The sequence below is a fragment of the Enterobacter adelaidei genome (assembly GCF_041937165.1).
In the GTDB taxonomy this organism is placed as follows: Bacteria; Pseudomonadota; Gammaproteobacteria; order Enterobacterales; family Enterobacteriaceae; genus Enterobacter; species Enterobacter adelaidei.
This window is the reverse complement of sequence record NZ_CP154353.1, coordinates 2,383,323-2,399,394: the sequence shown is the minus strand read 5'-3', so window position 1 is coordinate 2,399,394 and position 16,072 is coordinate 2,383,323. Positions and strand designations below refer to the sequence as shown.

Below are 16,072 nucleotides of genomic sequence, written 5' to 3'. Positions count from 1 at the left end.
GGAGGGGCTATGAGCGAACAATTCCGGGATGTGTCACCAGAAGATGCGGATCTTCAACCTGTTATCGAGGGGCTATTTGGAGAATATGCGGCCCGCTACGGTGACTACTTCTCTAAAGACGCTGAAGTGGAACTTACCGAGTGGTACTTAGCGCCGCAGGGGCTGTTCATCGTGCTGGAGCGCGATGGCGAGATTATTGCCACCGGCGCATACAAACCCTTTGACGAGCGTACCGCTGAAATTAAACGTATCTGGACAAATAAATCCCTGCGTCAGCAGGGACTTGCTGGCCGGGTAGTGGCGGAACTGGAGCGCAGGGCGGTGCTGGCCGGTTACAGCCAGATTTACCTCACCACCGGTTTTCGTCAGCCGGAGGCGGTCAGGCTCTATCTCAGCCAGGGGTACCAACCGCAGTTCGATCTCAACCGCAATCCGGAAGAGTACAGTCAGCCACCGTTTGACGGTCGGCTGCGTTTCACCAAAACGCTGGTACGCGAAGCGTTCAGTAAAACCGCATGAGGAACGACGATGAGCAACGTTGAAACCATTAAGGTGGTCCCGGCGCGTTATCCGCTGCGGGCCGTTGGTGCCGCGGTAGCGCTGTTTGTGCTGGCGGTCGTGATTCAGTCCGTAGCCTTTAACCCGCGCTGGGAGTGGGCAGTGTTCGCCCGCTGGTTCTTTGACCCGGTGATCCTTGAAGGTGTAGGGCAAACGCTTCTGCTGACGCTGATCGGCACCGCGCTGAGCGTGGTGATTGGCGGCATGCTGGCCCTGGCGAGGCTTTCTTCATCCTGGCTGTTGAGCAGCCTGGCGTGGGGTTACATCTGGCTGTTTCGATCGTTACCGCTGATCGTGGTGCTGATCATCCTGTACAACTTTTCCTATCTCTACGACACACTCTCGCTCGGCGTGCCGTTCACCGGCATCACCTGGGGCAACTTTGAAACCATCAACGTGCTGGGGCAGTTTTCCACTGCGGTAGTGGGGTTAACCCTCGTTCAGAGCGCCTATACCGCAGAGATTATTCGCGGCGGATTTCTCGGCGTTGACCACGGGCAATATGAAGCTGCCGCTGCGCTTGGTCTGCCTGCATGGCGACCCACGGTGCGCATCATTTTGCCCCAGGCACTGCGCACCATTCTGCCGTCGGGATTCAATGAAATCATCAGTCTCGCCAAAGGTACGGCGATGGTTTATGTCCTGGCGATGCCGGAACTGTTTTATACCATTCAGATGATCTACAACCGTACGCAGGAGGTGATCCCTCTGCTGATGGTGGGGGCTGCCTGGTATCTGGTGATTACCACCGTTTTGTCCGCTATACAGCATGTCGTTGAGCGCGGTCTTGCCCGCAGCGAACGCCGTTCTGCCGTTAATCAGAACCGTGCGGCCAGCCGTACCCGGTCTGTTACCACCTCGCCAGCACAGGAGCCCATCCATGCAAGCCTCTCCTGAAGGACACATTTCCATTACCGGCGTCAGTAAGTTTTTTGGCCGCCACAAAGCGCTCGACAACGTCACGCTTGAAATCCCTCCGGGATCGGTCACGGTGATCCTCGGGCCGTCCGGCTCGGGTAAATCGACCCTTTTACGCACCATTAACCATCTGGAGCGAGTCGACGAGGGTTTTATCCAGATCGACGGGGATTATATTGGCTATCGCCGTCAGGGAGACAAACTCTACGAGCTGAAGGAGAAAGAGATCCTCAAACAGCGTGTCAACGTGGGCTACGTGTTCCAGAACTTCAATCTCTTTCCGCATCTCACGGTGCTGGAAAATTTAATTGAGGCACCTGTCGCGCATAAGAAACTCAGCAAAAAAGAGGCGGTAGAGCATGCCTGGAGCCTGCTTGACGTCGTGGGTTTACGCGATAAAGCGGATGCCTGGTCGCGTCATCTCTCCGGCGGTCAGCAGCAGCGCATTGCCATTGCTCGTGCGCTGGCGTTACGTCCTCGCGTGATGCTGTTTGATGAACCCACCTCGGCTCTCGACCCGGAGCTGGTGGGCGAAGTACTGGACGTGATCAAAAAACTGGCCCGATCCGGCACTACGCTGGTGGTGGTGACCCACGAGATTGGTTTTGCCCGGGACGTGGCGGATCAGGTGGTGTTTATGGTCGACGGTAAAATTGTGGAGCAGGGCAGCAGTGACGAGGTTCTAAACCGCCCATCGCACCCGCGAACGCGCCAGTTTCTGTCAAAAGTGCTGTAAGGAGCGCAGATGAAATATGGACTTCTGGCGGGGCTGATCTTCTCGGCTGCCAGCCACGCCAGCTTAGATTTAACAGCAAACGAGCGACCTCTGCCGGTAACGGTCGATCCCCAGGCGGTGGCGAAGATACCTGCGGACTATACGTTCGTTGAACCGGGAACACTGACGGTGGCCATTTCGGCGCTGAACTCTCCGCCGCTGGCGCTGCTTGCCAGCGATAACCGAACGCGGATTGGCAGCGACCCGGATATTGCTCGTCTGCTGGCGGGCAGTCTGGGGCTAAAACTGAAGCTGGTCCCCACGGCCTGGGAAGACTGGCCGCTGGGGATCACCTCCGGGCGCTATGATGTGGCGCTGGTGAATATAGCGGTAACCGAGCAGCGGAAAGAGAAATTTGATTTTGCGACCTATCGCGTCGATTCACTGGCCTTTTCGGTGAAATCCACGAGCGAGATTCAGTCAATCAAAAGTGCGGAAGATCTGGCAGGGAAAAAGGTGATCGTTGGCTCTGGCACGAATCAGGAACGTATTCTGCTGGGCTGGAACGAAGAGAACAAAAAGGCAGGGCGTGAACCTGCGCTACCGGTCTATCTGACCGACGATGCCTCGGGCAATCTCTATATTCAGTCCGGCAGGGCAGATGTCTTTTTTGGGCCGCAGTCGGTGTCGGCGTATAAAGCTGCACTGACCGGCAAAACCCGCGTGGTCGGTTTAGGGCCGAAAAAAGCCTGGGTTGCCACCACGACCAAAAAAGGGAATCAGCTGGTTTATGCTCTGCAAGCCGCACTGGACGGGGCACTTAAGCGAGGAGATTACCAGAAGGTGCTGGCGCGCTGGGGAGAGCAGGGCGAAGCAGTGGAGCGCTCCGAGGTCAACCCCCCTGGGATAACCTACTAACCTACTAAAGGTGCTCTACACTTAGGGTTTTTATCCCTGAGGGGGCAACATGATTAAACTCTATGGCGTACCCGGCTGGGGCTCGGCAATCAGCGAAGTGATGCTAACCCTGGCTGATATCCCTTATCAATTTATCAACGTGGACGGGTTTGACCAGCCCGGTCCGCAGCGTGAGCTGTTGTACAAGCTGAACCCGCTGTGCCAGGTGCCCACGCTGGAGCTGGAAAATGGGACCATCATGACAGAAACCGCGGCGATTGCTCTGATGGTACTCGATAAATGTCCCGAGCTTGCTCCACCTCCAGAACAGGCCGAACGCCAGCAGTTTCAGCGTTTACTGATCTGGTTTGTCGCCAATGTTTATCCCACCTTCACGTATGCCGATTATCCCGAGCGCTGGGCGCCCGATGCGCCAGAGCAGCTGCAAAAAAATTGCATTGAGTACCGTAAATCGCTCTATCAGTGGTTCGACGGTCAGCTCAAGGCGAGCCCTTATGCGCTGGGTGAACGCCTGACGCTGCTTGATGTGTATATTGTGGTCACGCGCACCTGGGGGCCTCGTCATGAATGGTTTGCCGCGAATACCCCGAAGATAACAGCGATTGCGGATACAGTTACTCAGCTTCCGAAACTGCACAAGGTGTTAAAGGCAAACAATATTATCTGATAACGTGGAACCCTGGCTCATAACTGGAAACCTGCACATGCCACATGTAGATATCAAATGTTTTCCCCGCGATTTGAACGACGAACAAAAAACTGCGCTGGCGGCGGATATTGCCGACGTCATCATTCGCCATTTCAACAGCAAAGACAGTTCCGTGTCGGTTGCGCTGAACCAGGTAGCGCCGGAAGACTGGAAAGCCGAGGTCTGGGATACCGAGATAGGTCCGAAGCTGGATGAGCTGATTAAGAAGCCAGGGTATTCGATGTAAATCTTTTGCCGGGGAGCGGATAAGTTCTCCCCGGCTCAACTTTCCGTTTTTCGCAAAAAACGATAAAAATGCGTTTTGTCTTATCCGCTACACTTAACGTTTCTGACTGACTTATTATTAATCCTTAGGAAAGATCTCCACCAGAATCAATTAAGGACAGATACGTTAAAGGATAATTTTCTGATGACAAAATTACCCCGTTTTTCATTCGCCTTTCTTCATCCCCGTTACTGGCTAAGCTGGGCAGGCATTGCCGCGCTGTGGCTTATCATGCTGCTCCCTTATCCGCTTCTGTTCAGAATTGGTCATGGTCTTGGTCGACTGGCGATGCGCTTGCTTCCCCGCCGCGTCGATATTGCCCGCCGCAACCTTGAGCTTTGTTTCCCGGAGATGAAAAAGGCGGAGCGAGAGTCATTGCTGCAGCGTAATTTTGAGTCGGTAGGAATGGGGGTGATTGAAACCGGAATGGCATGGTTCTGGCCTGCGTGGCGGGTTAAGAAATGCTTTACCGTTAGGGGCTATGAGCACATGGAAACGGCGCGGGCGAAAGGTAATGGCGTGGTGCTGGTGGGAATGCATTTTCTCACACTTGAGCTGGGCGCGCGGATATTTGGCATGCTCAACCCCGGTATTGGCGTATATCGTCCTAATAATAATGCCCTGCTGGACTGGCTACAGACGCGAGGGCGTCTGCGTTCCAATAAATCCATGCTCGATCGTCATGATTTAAAAGGCATGATCCGCTCGCTGAAGCAGAATGAAATTTTGTGGTATGCCCCGGATCATGACTATGGCAAAACCAATAGCGTCTTTGTGCCGTTCTTTGCGGTTCCGGATGCCGCGACGACCGCTGGAAGCTATATGCTGGTCAAAAGCGCTAAGCCCGCCGTCATTCCCTTTGTGCCGCGACGCAGGGCGGATGGCAGCGGTTATGAACTGATTATTCTGGAGGATATCAGCGAGGCGTTGCAGGGGGGAGATAAAGAATCTGTTGCGACGCAGATGAACAGAGCGATCGAACAAGCGGTACGCATGGCACCAGAACAGTATATGTGGCTGCACCGGCGCTTCAAAACCCGCCCGGAGGGGGTGCCGGACCGATATGCGCGCGCAAAAGACGTGACGTCCTCCGTTAATATCTTATCCGCTGAAGAGATTTCTGAGCGGTCTGGCATACAACACTGAGGCAAAAAACCATGCCCTCACTCTTGTGGTGAGGGCATAAATATCCCCTACAGGGCAGACCTGCGATAAGGTGCGTAATCCGCTTGCCACCAGGTCTGCTCGATGCGCGCCAGCAAGATTTCGTTGTCTATCGACGGGGCGACGCCCTGATCAATCGCCGCACGGGCAACGGCGAGGGCAATCTGGCGTGACACCGTTTCAATGCGATCGACCGGCGGCAACAATCCCCCTTTCTCGGTGGTCACCAGTGGAGACTGCGCGGCCAGGCTGCGGCTTGCCGCCATCAACATCTCTTCCGTCACTCGGCGGGCGTTGCTGGCCAGGATCCCTAGCCCCAGACCCGGGAAAATATAGGCGTTGTTACACTGGGCGATGTCGTACTGCTCGTTTTGCCAGAACACCGGGGCAAACGGGCTACCGGTGGCCACCAGTGCGGCACCCTGGGTCCACGCGATAAGATCCTGTGGCTGCGCCTCTGCCCGTGATGTCGGGTTCGAGAGCGGCATGATAATAGGGCGCGGGCAGTGCCGATGCATCTCTTTCACAATTTCTTCACTGAAGAGTCCAGGCTGGCCTGAAACGCCGATCATCACCGTCGGATGTGCATTTTTTACCACTTCCAGCAGGGAGATATTATTGGCTTCTACCTGCCAGTGGCTAATCGCATCACGCGCGGTGAGAAGGTTTTTCTGGAAGTCGAGCAGGTTGGTCATATCGTCGGTCAGCAAGCCAAAGCGGTCGACCATAAAGATCCGGCTGCGGGCTTCGGACTCTGTCAGGCCGTCATCAACCATCAGGGCCACAATTTTTTCTGCTATTCCGCATCCGGCGGAACCGCTGCCCAGGAAGACCACACGCTGATCGCGAATGCGTGTACCCGCTGCATGGGCTGCCGCAATCAGCGTACCTGCGGTGACGGCTGCCGTTCCCTGAATGTCATCATTGAAGCAGCACAGCTGGTCGCGGTATCGCTGGAGCAGTTTAGTGGCGTTTTTCTGCGCGAAGTCTTCAAACTGCAGAAGAACATTTGGCCAGCGTGCTTTGACGGTGCTGACAAACATATCCATAAATTCAGCATATTGATCGTCGCTGATGCGCGGATGGCGCCAGCCCATATACATCGGGTCGTCCAGGTGCTGCTGATTGTTCGTCCCGACATCCAGCATAATGGGCAGGGTGGAAGCCGGATGGATCCCCCCGCAGGCGGTATACAGCGACAGCTTACCAATCGGGATGCCCATTCCACCGATACCCTGATCGCCAAGCCCCAGAATACGTTCCCCGTCAGTCACTACAATCACTCGAATATCGTTGCGCGAGAAACTTTGCAGCATCTCATCAATACGATGGCGGTTTGGCCATGAAATAAACAACCCGCGTGCCCGACGGTAAATGGTGGAGAAATGCTCGCAGGCTTCACCTACCGTCGGAGTATAGATAATTGGCAATGTCTCTTTCAGGTGCGAGCGTAAGAGATTGTAAAACAGGGTCTCATTGGTATCCTGAATATTACGCAGATACACATGACGGGAAATATCGCTTTTAAAATGACAGAATTGTACCCACGCGCGTTCCGTCTGCTCTTCAATGGTTTCAACGTTGTGAGGCAATAAACCATGCAGATTAAAATTATCACGTTCTTCTTTTATGAACGCGAGACCTTTATTTAACAATGGGTTTTCCAGCAATACGGCCCCGTTATAGGGAGTGTACAGAACTTCTTTGCGAGACATGGTTAACTCCTGAATTTTTTAAATAAAACAGATTAAGAGATTAAATAGATCATAATGCCTTCAGTCAGTACGCCGACGGCAGTGCCAATTAATATGGAGGATGAGGCAGTATCAATATAGGTGTCGCTGCGTATGGCAAACATACCTGCGGCGATAGCGGAAGGCGTCGCACCAATAATAACAACCTGCTGGAGTAAGGTATGGCTAAGACCAAATGCGATACCGGCTACGGCCATGATGGCGGGTTGAATGAGGTTTTTAATACTGATATTGGTAAATGTCTGCACATTCAATTTTGGACGTTCACCGTAAAATAACAGGCCGAGAGCAAACAGCGACAGTCCACCGGAGACTTTGCCAACCATCTCAATGGGCATACTGAGAATTGACGGGATCTGTACGCCAGCCAGGCTGAGCAATACACCGGAAACGGGTATCCAGACGATAGGATTACGTGCCGCTTTGATGAGGTTTTGTATCACCATCGCGCCAGGATGCAGCGATTCCAGACCATCATGACTGTTCTTATCTCCCATACGAATCAGGACGATAGTCAACGGGATCATGATAACGCTGGTGATGATATTGCCGATCAGTACGCCAATGAATCCTTCTGGCCCAATCAACACTGCAAGCACGGGTGCCCCAAAGTAGGCCATATCCGGAAAGGCACAAACCAGAGACTGAATGGCACTGGTTTTTATATCGTGACGAAAAACAAAACGTGAAATAAATAATGTCAATAAATACGAACCCATTAAACCGACAACCAGGACCGCCATAAACGTCAGGTTCTTAATTTTGCTCGGGTCGGTATGCAATGCGCCAATAAAAAGATGAAAGGGAAGTGCAAAACGAATCACCACGGTCGCCATAACGTTTGCATCTTCACGTCGGGAATACCCGAGTTTCCCGCTTAACCACCCAAGCAGCATTATAAAGACGAGCGGAAACAGCGACTGTAATAGTAATGAAGGCATAGTATTTCCTGTAGGGTATTTTATGTGTTTTGTTGCAGCGCTAATCTAACGGTTAGATAGCACGGTAAGAGTGACAATGGTCACACTCTCTCTGGTTTTATTAATTTCAAAATGATTGCGTTAGTTGGATAAGTAATAGGGGTGGCAAAAATTGATTAGGCACAAGAAAACAGCAATGCCTGCCTAAAATAACTTTAGTTACTAAATGATGAATAAAGTTATTTAACGGGAAAGGGTTGTATTGTTCACACTTCTTTCAGGCCCCGCATGTTATTTTTTACACTGAGCCTGTTTTTAGAAAAGGCCACGTAAGTCTTTAATTGATATTAAATAACATTTATCCGTATTGGAATAATTCCGTGTTTATTCCTTTTCTTTGCATATCCGAACACAATTATCAGGTGATTATATGAAAGATAATCCTGTACCGACTTCTGAGTTGTCGTCCACGCGTTTCGCCTTTGGGCTTTACAATACCGAGGTTGGCGCAGTCCCGTTGATGCTATTCGTCGGGATCGCTGCCATTGTGGCGACCTCTGCCTGGGCAGGCTTGCTGCCGAAAAATATGATCGGCGGACTCGCAGTCATCATGACCCTTGGTTTTGCGTTTGCGAAAGTGGGGCGGCAAATCCCGTTGCTGAAAGACATCGGCGGCCCGGCAATCCTGTGCCTGATGGTCCCCTCCGTACTGGTCTATTTTGGTGTCTTCGAAAAACACACGCTGGATACGGTGCATCTGTTGATGAAAGAGGCAAATCTGCTCTATTTCGTCATCGCCTGTCTGGTGGTAGGGAGCATTCTGGGAATGAACCGGATACTGCTTATCCAGGGGATGATGCGCATGTTTATCCCGCTGGTGGCCGGGACTTTCATGGCAGTACTGAGCGGGCTCATCGTGGGTTCACTGTTTGGCTATACCCCGTACCACACGTTCTTTTTTATCATCGTGCCGATCATTGGTGGCGGGATTGGTGAGGGGATTTTGCCGTTGTCCCTGGCCTATTCGGCAATCCTTGGTCATACGCCGGACGTCTATGTTGCTCAACTGGCGCCTGCCGCGGTGGTGGGGAATATCTTCGCCATTATTTGTGCAGGCTCGCTGGCGCGTCTGGGAATGAAACGTCCTGCATTGTCGGGTAATGGCATGTTAACCCGTAGCAAAGAAGACAGCAGCCTCTTTGCGGGCGCGGACAGTGCTCAGCAGACAGATTTCCATCTGATGGGGGGCGGGTTACTGATGGTGTGCGCATTTTTCATCGTCGGCGGGTTGTTTGAAAAACTGGTACACATTCCCGGTCCGGTGCTGATGATCCTGATAGCCGTATTGTGTAAGTACTTCAAGGTGATCCCGGCTTCAATGGAACAGGGCGCGCACAGTTGCTATAAATTCGTCTCGGCTGCGCTCGTCTGGCCACTGATGATTGGTCTGGGAATGTTATACGTGCCGCTTGAGAGCGTGGTGTCAGTCTTCTCGGTGGGCTACGTGGTGGTATGTGGTTCGGTGGTGATTGCGATGGCGCTAAGCGGCTATTTTATTGCCTCGCGTCTGAATATGTATCCTGTGGAAGCGGCCATTGTCACCTGCTGCCACAGTGGTCTGGGCGGGACAGGGGATGTGGCTATTTTGTCTGCCTCTAACCGAATGTCGCTCATGCCGTTTGCACAGATTGCCACCCGTATCGGCGGTGCATCGACGGTGATCATCGCCACGCTGCTGATGGGCTGGATTATGTAACGTAGCAGGGGTAAGCCGGGTAACATACCCGGGCTTACCCCTTTGTTGTCGGCACAATCTGAACATGGTTTTGTTTCACCTCATGACCCTGCGCATTCACATAACCAATATGCACCGGATCGCCGCTTTCTTTATCCACCAGGGTTAAATGCGGTGCGGTGTGTAAAACATGTTTGTGTCCCCATTCCATCAAAGATAAAAGCACCGGGGCAAGGGTGCGGCTTTTGTCGGTAAGCTGGTACTCATACCGTTCCCGTGCTCCCTCTTCCCGGTAAGGTATACGGGAAAGCAACCCCAGTTCTGTCATCAACTTTAAACGTGTCGCTAACGTCTGTTTCGTTATTCCGGTATGTATTCGCATGGTTTCGAAACGCGTCACACCGTAAAACGCCTCTCTCAGAATCAACAAAATCCATTGATCGCCCACGATTTTTGCCCCTTCAGCCAGACCGCACAGTTCTGGCGAGAGGTAAGGCAACAATTTATCTTTTGACACAGGATGTTTTCCTTTTTAATCTAAGTATGATTTTTAGACCTTGCTTATAGGGAGAATACAATGCCTTTTGTAAATGTACAAACGATTAAAGGGATCATGAATGCCGAGCAGAAGAGCGAGCTGTTGCGCCGTATGACGGACTTAATGGTGGAAATCGAAGGGAAAGGGGATCCGGAGTTCCGGCGCTCGGTCTGGATCCGTATTGATGAGCATGACCCGGAGCAATGGAGCCTGGGGGGATTACAGCCTACCGCTGAAATGATTGCGAAGAAATTCGCGTCGACGCAGGCGTCCTGATAAGAGGCCGGGAGGGACACAGTATCTCCCGGTGAAACCTTGTTTGCAGCCGGGTTCGACCGCAACGAGTATCGACCAATGAACAGTCCACAGCTTCAAACAAGACGGAAAATTGCGGCCAGTTTTTTGACTGCGTCTTCTATTTCCCTCTCCGTATAAGCGGCAAAACCCATCAAAAAACCGCTGGTCAGGGGTTTGTCTGCATATAAACTGGTAAGCCCTAATATATCAACATTTGCGCGACGGGCGGCGGCGGCAATCTCCTTCTCGGAGATCCCGTGCCTGAGGTGACAAGGCATCTGCATTCCACCTGTTGGTATTACGCACTCAACATAATCAGAAAGATACTCATCCAACAGACTGGCCAGTTTGTTACGGCGAGTAACATAAACGCTCCGCATCTTGCAAATATAGGCACCAAAATGTCCTCCCTCCAAAAATTTCGCCAGCGTCAGTTGGGATATTGAGGCGGTATGGCCGTCCATTAATGTCCTGGCCATGGTCATCGACTCTACCAGTTCTGGGGGAACGATCATGTACGCAATACGTAGCCCGGGGAACAGGGACTTGGTGAAAGTCCCGATATAAATTGTCCGGTTGTAAGCATCAAGCCCCTGAAGACAGGCCATAGGCTTTCCTTCATAGTGAAACTCACTGTCGTAGTCGTCCTCAATGATCCAGGCGGAGTGACGATTTGCCCAGTCAATGACAGCCAGGCGTCGGTCAAGAGAGAGCGTCACCCCGGTAGGATATTGATGAGAAGGGGTAAGGTAGATAGCCCTGGCAGGGCTGGTCAGAGCATTCAGCGCGTCAATTGAGATGCCTTTATCTTCAAGAGGAACCGGAAGACAGCGCAGTCCGGCAGATTTAAACGCTTTGTATGCTCCTTGATAGCAGGGATCTTCAATGGCAATGCCATCCTCTGCGTCCATCAGCACGTGGGAACAGAGAGCAAGCGCCTGCTGAGAACTGGTCAGAATGATGATCTGTTCAGCCCTCGCACGCGTCCCGCGCTCAAGATTGACATATTCCGCGATTGCCCGCCGTAGGCGTTCCATGCCCTGCGGAGGGCTTTGCTCTAATATCTGGTGTTGATATTCCTTAAGAACCTGCCGCTGAAGTCGCTCCCAGGTTGGAATGGGAAACATGCGCGTCTCGGGGATACCCGGTGCCAGTGGGCGGGGCGAGGAAAATTCGCGGATCCCGCCACTTTCATAGATGATCTTTCCACGAGCGCTGAGTTTTGCCTTTCGTCTATCAGCGGCAGGATGCTGCTGCCGGGAATGCGGTTTTAAAAACCGTGCGCTGGAAGAGACAAAGCTTCCTCTGCCTGTTTGCCGCTCAATAAAACCTTCTGCATGCAGGCTGGAATAAGCTGCTTCAATCGTATCCCGGGAAACACACAGTGAACTCGCCAGCGCGCGTGAAGCGGGAAGGGCCTTACCGTGAGATAAGATCCCTTCCAGTATCAGTGTCCGTATCGCTCTCTGGATCCTTTCATGCAGGGGCAGCGATCCGTTGGAAGGATCAATAATCCATGCCTTAACCGTTTCAAGTTGTGCGTGCTTAAACATCTTTTTCCACTCTCCCTCGTGTGGCCTCCATTATAAAACAACACGGCAAAATTGGTCTGCTTCATTTGCGGAAATTGGCGGGGCTAAACGTGCCATTTAGCGCATACACTCATCCCGAAACCGTGAATGAATAAACAAAGAGGTTGTTATGAATAATACGATTGTGACCATTGAGGCTGTTCAGGAAAGTGATTACGAGAGCTGGATACCACTGTGGGGTAAATATCAAGAATTTTATAACGTCGATCTCTCCGGGGTAGTCACTCAGCGCACCTGGCAACGATTTTTCAGCCCTATTGAGCCACTATTTTGCTTAGTGGCAAGATATAACGGAGAGGTGGTGGGTTTTGCGCATTATCTTTTCCACCGTTCAACCTGGGCGGAGAGCGATTACTGTTATCTTGAAGATTTATATGTTTGTGATGCTGTCAGGGGCAAACACATTGGTAAACAATTAATAGAATATGTTCAGCGAGAAGCCAGAAAACATCATGCTCGTCATCTTTACTGGCATACACATGAAACCAACTACCGCGGGCAACGATTGTATGACTGGGTCGCGAAAAAAAGCGGCATGATTGAATATCGTATGCACGTAAGATAAATTCCTTCGCTGACGTGATGCCCCCTCAAATGTTGACGGGGCGTTTTCAACCTATTATTTAGCCTGTAACAGTATGTCCATCAGCCCCGGGAAACGGGCATCGAGATCGTCTCTACGCAAAGAAATCATATTCTCTCGTCCCTGCTGACGTTGCCAGATCACTCCGCTGTCACGCAATACGCGCCAGTGATGTGTCATTGTGGACTTCACCACATCTTCCGGGCGTAGTGCATTACAGCTTAGCTCGCAACCATCGGCCAGCCTGCGGATAATCGACAGCCTGAGCGGGTTGCCGAGGGCAAACAACACATTTTCCAGCAGTATCTGTTCAGTTTCGGGGTGGTTTTGGATCATCGTTTTCCTGCGTCTGGTGTCAGATTGAGCTATATCAACAATAGGTCAATCGTTAAAAAATAGTTCGATAATACTCGTACAATAGGACTATTATAGCAAACGAACGAATACACGACCATCCTGGTCGTCACAACCTGTCTTACTGACTAAGGAAATATTATGCCCCGACCCATCCCCCTCGAACGTTATCGCAACATCGGTATCTCCGCGCATATCGATGCCGGTAAAACGACCACCACCGAGCGCATCCTGTTTTACACCGGGATGAGCCACAAACTGGGTGAAGTACACGATGGCGCGGCAACAACTGACTGGATGGCGCAGGAGCAAGAGCGCGGGATCACCATTACGTCCGCGGCCGTGAGTTGCTTCTGGCCGGGTATGGACAGAGGGTTTGAACCGCACCGGATCAACATCATCGACACCCCGGGGCACGTGGATTTCACCATTGAGGTGGAACGTTCCATGCGTGTACTCGACGGTGCCGTGATGGTGTATGACTCCGTTGGCGGCGTTCAGCCGCAGTCCGAAACCGTCTGGCGTCAGGCGAATAAATATCACGTGCCGCGGCTGGCCTTCGTTAACAAAATGGACCGTCCGGGTGCCGATTTCTTCCGCGTCGTACGCATGATGCAGGAACGTCTGAAAGCGAACCCAGTACCGATTGTTATTCCGGTTGGCGCGGAGGAACACTTCACCGGCGTGGTGGATCTTATCAAAATGCGTACCATTTTGTGGGACGATGCCACCCAGGGCATGGTGTTCACCTATGCGCCCGTGCCGGATGATTTACTGAGTACCGCGAAGGAATGGCGGGAAAAAATGGTCTCTGCGGCGGCGGAAGCCAGCGATGAGCTCATGGATAAATATCTGGAAACCGGCGATCTGGACGAGGCGGAAATCATCAGAGGTCTGCGTATTCGCACTATCTCGGGTGAAATCCAGCCTATGCTGTGCGGCAGCGCGTTCAAAAACAAAGGTGTGCAGCGCATGCTCGATGCGGTCATTGAGTTGATGCCGTCACCACTGGATGTGCCAGCCATTGATGGCGTGGATGAAAAAGGCCAGCACGCTGAGCGTCATCCCAGTGATGATGAGCCGTTCTCCGCTCTGGCATTCAAACTGATGAGCGATCCGTACGTCGGGCAACTGACCTTTATCCGCGTTTACTCTGGCGTGCTGCGCAAAGGCGACGCGGTGTATAACCCGGTTAAAGGGAAGAAAGAGCGCATCGGGCGTATTGTGCTGATGCATGCCAACGATCGCCACGAGGTGGATGAACTGCGCGCCGGTGATATCGCGGCCTGCGTTGGGTTGAAAGATGTGACAACCGGTGACACGCTCACCGATCCGAATGCCGTCATCACGCTTGAACGCATGGAGTTTCCTGATCCGGTTATCTCCCTTGCTATCGAGCCGAAAACCAAAGGCGATCAGGAGAAAATGGGGATCGCGCTGCAGCGTCTGGCGGCGGAAGACCCCTCTTTCCGCCTGCATACTGACGAAGAGTCCGGCCAGACGATTATCTCCGGGATGGGTGAATTACACCTTGAGATTATCGTCGACCGCATGAAGCGTGAGTTTGGCGTCGAGGCGAACATCGGTCGTCCACAGGTGACCTACCGGGAAACCTTGCGTAAAGCGGTGAAGGATATCGAAGGTAAGTTTGTCCGTCAGTCCGGCGGTAAAGGACAGTACGGTCATGTGGTACTGAGCCTTGAGCCGACTGAACCGGGCAGCGGATTTACGTTTGAAGATGCCACCAAGGGCGGCGTGGTGCCGCGCGAGTATATCCCGTCCGTTGAAAAAGGGCTTCGGGAAGCGATGAACAGCGGCGTGCTGGCGGGGTATCCGGTGGTCGATGTCAAAGCGACGCTGACGTTTGGTTCGTATCACGATGTCGACTCCTCGGAGATGGCGTTCCGCATGGCGGCGATCCTCGGATTTAAAGAGGGCGCTCGCAGGGCGGATCCGGTGATTCTTGAGCCGATCATGCATGTTGAGGTGGAAACACCGGAAGAGTACGCCGGCAACATTATGGGCGATCTCTCTTCTCGCCGTGGCATGGTGCAGGGGATGGAAGAGCAGTACGGAAGCCAGATTATTCGCGCTGACGTGCCGCTGGCAGAGATGTTTGGTTATGCCACCACGCTGCGCTCGATGTCACAGGGGCGTGCGACGTATACGATGGAGTTCCATCATTTTGCGGAAGCACCGCGAAATGTTGCGGATGAGATTATTTCACGACGTGCAAAGAGTTAATTCATTGCACATGGTAGTCGTTGGGCTACCATGTGTTTTTGCCTCTGCGGCAGGGGACATTTCCTTTCATACCACATTGTTACTTAATCAGCGTGGCGGAACGAACTTTCCATTTCCCTTTTTCCTGGACGAGACAATCAGCTACAACGTGATCTTGTTTCTTACCAAACGCGATATAGACGTTTGTGCAAACGGCATCAAAATCAGAATGTAAGACGGTTATCTGATCCCAGTCCTCATTCCAGTCCTGCGCTTTGATGAACATATCAGCATCTGGCATGTCTTTTTCGTTACTGTCGCCAGAGTACATTTCTTTAATTGCCGCAATTGTTTCTGATGCAACGTAATCATTCATTATGTCTGGATTGAGGACTGGTGCTTTGTCCTGATTCAACTGAGCGATATACCATTGATTGAATTTAAGCGCCGCCAGCCCTGGGGCATCGGTGCTATCAGCGACCGCGAACGGAGACACGGCAAAAAGAAAAAAGCAAAGTGTTTTCATTAGTCATGCCTGAAGAGTTCGTAATGGGGTTGTATGTTTCGGTAAGCCTGTCCTGGGTACATGGTGCGTTGTACAAAATCGCTGATCCACTGCTGACCATCGTAGATGCACACGTGTCCGCTATCGTGACCCACAATGTTTTGGATAACGGCTACGTCACCAGCATGAGGTTGATCATATACCAGGCGGAAGCCAGCGTTGACTAATGTCAGCCCCATGTCTTTTGCAAGACGCGTATTCGGGATTTTTAATCTTCCTCCGGATCTGATTGCTTCGGTGACGTAGTGAGCACAATTACCTGTG

18 protein-coding genes are annotated in these 16,072 nt (G+C 52.2%); 12 read left to right on the top strand and 6 right to left on the bottom strand.

Annotated features, from left to right (window positions below; all coding sequences use genetic code 11):
- Positions 1 to 9 precede the first annotated feature (9 nt).
- The 7 genes from AAHF05_RS11680 to AAHF05_RS11650 all read left to right on the top strand — a co-directional run bounded on the left by AAHF05_RS11680 (position 10) and on the right by AAHF05_RS11650 (position 5,229).
- The gene (locus AAHF05_RS11680) at positions 10 to 519 is read left to right on the top strand and encodes a GNAT family N-acetyltransferase (RefSeq protein WP_028018880.1); all 510 of its coding nucleotides are present in this window, start codon (positions 10 to 12) and stop codon (positions 517 to 519) included.
- Positions 520 to 528: 9 nt separating this feature from the next.
- Positions 529 to 1,455, top strand: coding sequence for an amino acid ABC transporter permease (locus tag AAHF05_RS11675; RefSeq protein ID WP_129325148.1), 927 nt, complete (start codon positions 529 to 531; stop codon positions 1,453 to 1,455).
- Positions 1,439 to 2,212 (top strand): amino acid ABC transporter ATP-binding protein, encoded by a 774-nt coding sequence (locus AAHF05_RS11670; RefSeq protein ID WP_374936327.1) that lies wholly within the window; start codon positions 1,439 to 1,441, stop codon positions 2,210 to 2,212. The genes AAHF05_RS11675 and AAHF05_RS11670 overlap by 17 nt, the downstream gene beginning before the upstream one ends.
- Positions 2,213 to 2,221: 9 nt before the next feature.
- On the top strand, positions 2,222 to 3,109 hold the full coding sequence (locus tag AAHF05_RS11665; RefSeq protein WP_129325147.1) for an ABC transporter substrate-binding protein: 888 nt from the start codon (positions 2,222 to 2,224) through the stop codon (positions 3,107 to 3,109).
- 49 nt (positions 3,110 to 3,158) lie between these two features.
- Positions 3,159 to 3,776: a glutathione S-transferase family protein gene (locus AAHF05_RS11660; protein WP_129325146.1), complete on the top strand. Its 618-nt coding sequence runs from the start codon at positions 3,159 to 3,161 to the stop codon at positions 3,774 to 3,776.
- Between the two features lie 37 nt (positions 3,777 to 3,813).
- A complete protein-coding gene (gene pptA / locus AAHF05_RS11655) occupies positions 3,814 to 4,044 on the top strand; it encodes a tautomerase PptA (protein ID WP_028018885.1) in 231 nt (76 codons plus the stop codon).
- Between the two features lie 183 nt (positions 4,045 to 4,227).
- Positions 4,228 to 5,229 (top strand): Kdo(2)-lipid IV(A) acyltransferase, encoded by a 1,002-nt coding sequence (locus AAHF05_RS11650; protein WP_129325145.1) that lies wholly within the window; start codon positions 4,228 to 4,230, stop codon positions 5,227 to 5,229.
- A 47-nt stretch (positions 5,230 to 5,276) separates the two neighbouring features.
- On the opposite strand, the gene AAHF05_RS11645 is transcribed toward AAHF05_RS11650, so the two are convergent.
- Both AAHF05_RS11645 and AAHF05_RS11640 read right to left on the bottom strand, forming a co-directional pair.
- On the bottom strand, positions 5,277 to 6,962 hold the full coding sequence (locus tag AAHF05_RS11645; protein WP_129325144.1) for an NAD-dependent malic enzyme: 1,686 nt from the start codon (positions 6,960 to 6,962) through the stop codon (positions 5,277 to 5,279).
- A 32-nt stretch (positions 6,963 to 6,994) separates the two neighbouring features.
- Positions 6,995 to 7,942, bottom strand: coding sequence for an AEC family transporter (locus tag AAHF05_RS11640; protein WP_028018888.1), 948 nt, complete (start codon positions 7,940 to 7,942; stop codon positions 6,995 to 6,997).
- Between the two features lie 409 nt (positions 7,943 to 8,351).
- Between AAHF05_RS11640 and AAHF05_RS11635 the strand changes: the two genes are divergently transcribed.
- The gene (locus tag AAHF05_RS11635; RefSeq protein ID WP_028018889.1) at positions 8,352 to 9,677 is read left to right on the top strand and encodes a 2-hydroxycarboxylate transporter family protein; all 1,326 of its coding nucleotides are present in this window, start codon (positions 8,352 to 8,354) and stop codon (positions 9,675 to 9,677) included.
- Positions 9,678 to 9,711: 34 nt separating this feature from the next.
- On the opposite strand, the gene AAHF05_RS11630 is transcribed toward AAHF05_RS11635, so the two are convergent.
- Positions 9,712 to 10,173, bottom strand: a complete 462-nt coding sequence (locus AAHF05_RS11630) for a helix-turn-helix domain-containing protein (protein WP_028018890.1) — start codon at positions 10,171 to 10,173, stop codon at positions 9,712 to 9,714.
- Between the two features lie 60 nt (positions 10,174 to 10,233).
- Between AAHF05_RS11630 and AAHF05_RS11625 the strand changes: the two genes are divergently transcribed.
- Positions 10,234 to 10,470, top strand: coding sequence for a tautomerase family protein (locus tag AAHF05_RS11625; protein ID WP_028018891.1), 237 nt, complete (start codon positions 10,234 to 10,236; stop codon positions 10,468 to 10,470).
- Between the two features lie 95 nt (positions 10,471 to 10,565).
- Here AAHF05_RS11625 and AAHF05_RS11620 read toward each other — a convergent pair whose 3' ends face one another.
- Positions 10,566 to 12,044 (bottom strand): PLP-dependent aminotransferase family protein, encoded by a 1,479-nt coding sequence (locus AAHF05_RS11620; RefSeq protein ID WP_129325143.1) that lies wholly within the window; start codon positions 12,042 to 12,044, stop codon positions 10,566 to 10,568.
- Between the two features lie 148 nt (positions 12,045 to 12,192).
- On the opposite strand from AAHF05_RS11620, the gene AAHF05_RS11615 reads away from it, so the two are divergent.
- Positions 12,193 to 12,648 carry a GNAT family N-acetyltransferase gene (locus tag AAHF05_RS11615; RefSeq protein ID WP_028018893.1) on the top strand — a complete coding sequence of 152 codons (456 nt, stop codon included), beginning with the start codon at positions 12,193 to 12,195 and terminating at the stop codon, positions 12,646 to 12,648.
- Positions 12,649 to 12,702: 54 nt separating this feature from the next.
- Here AAHF05_RS11615 and AAHF05_RS11610 read toward each other — a convergent pair whose 3' ends face one another.
- Positions 12,703 to 13,002, bottom strand: coding sequence for a helix-turn-helix transcriptional regulator (locus AAHF05_RS11610; RefSeq protein WP_028018894.1), 300 nt, complete (start codon positions 13,000 to 13,002; stop codon positions 12,703 to 12,705).
- Between the two features lie 159 nt (positions 13,003 to 13,161).
- Between AAHF05_RS11610 and fusA the strand changes: the two genes are divergently transcribed.
- A complete protein-coding gene (gene fusA / locus AAHF05_RS11605; protein WP_028018895.1) occupies positions 13,162 to 15,264 on the top strand; it encodes an elongation factor G in 2,103 nt (700 codons plus the stop codon).
- Positions 15,265 to 15,343: 79 nt separating this feature from the next.
- Here the strand turns inward: fusA and AAHF05_RS11600 are convergent, their stop codons facing one another.
- Entirely contained in the window at positions 15,344 to 15,769 is a 426-nt protein-coding gene (locus tag AAHF05_RS11600) for a DUF3828 domain-containing protein (protein ID WP_049007307.1), read from the bottom strand.
- On the opposite strand from AAHF05_RS11600, the gene AAHF05_RS11595 reads away from it, so the two are divergent.
- The gene (locus tag AAHF05_RS11595; protein ID WP_160311051.1) at positions 15,760 to 15,975 is read left to right on the top strand and encodes a hypothetical protein; all 216 of its coding nucleotides are present in this window, start codon (positions 15,760 to 15,762) and stop codon (positions 15,973 to 15,975) included. The genes AAHF05_RS11600 and AAHF05_RS11595 overlap by 10 nt on opposite strands.
- Positions 15,976 to 16,072: the final 97 nt, after the last annotated feature.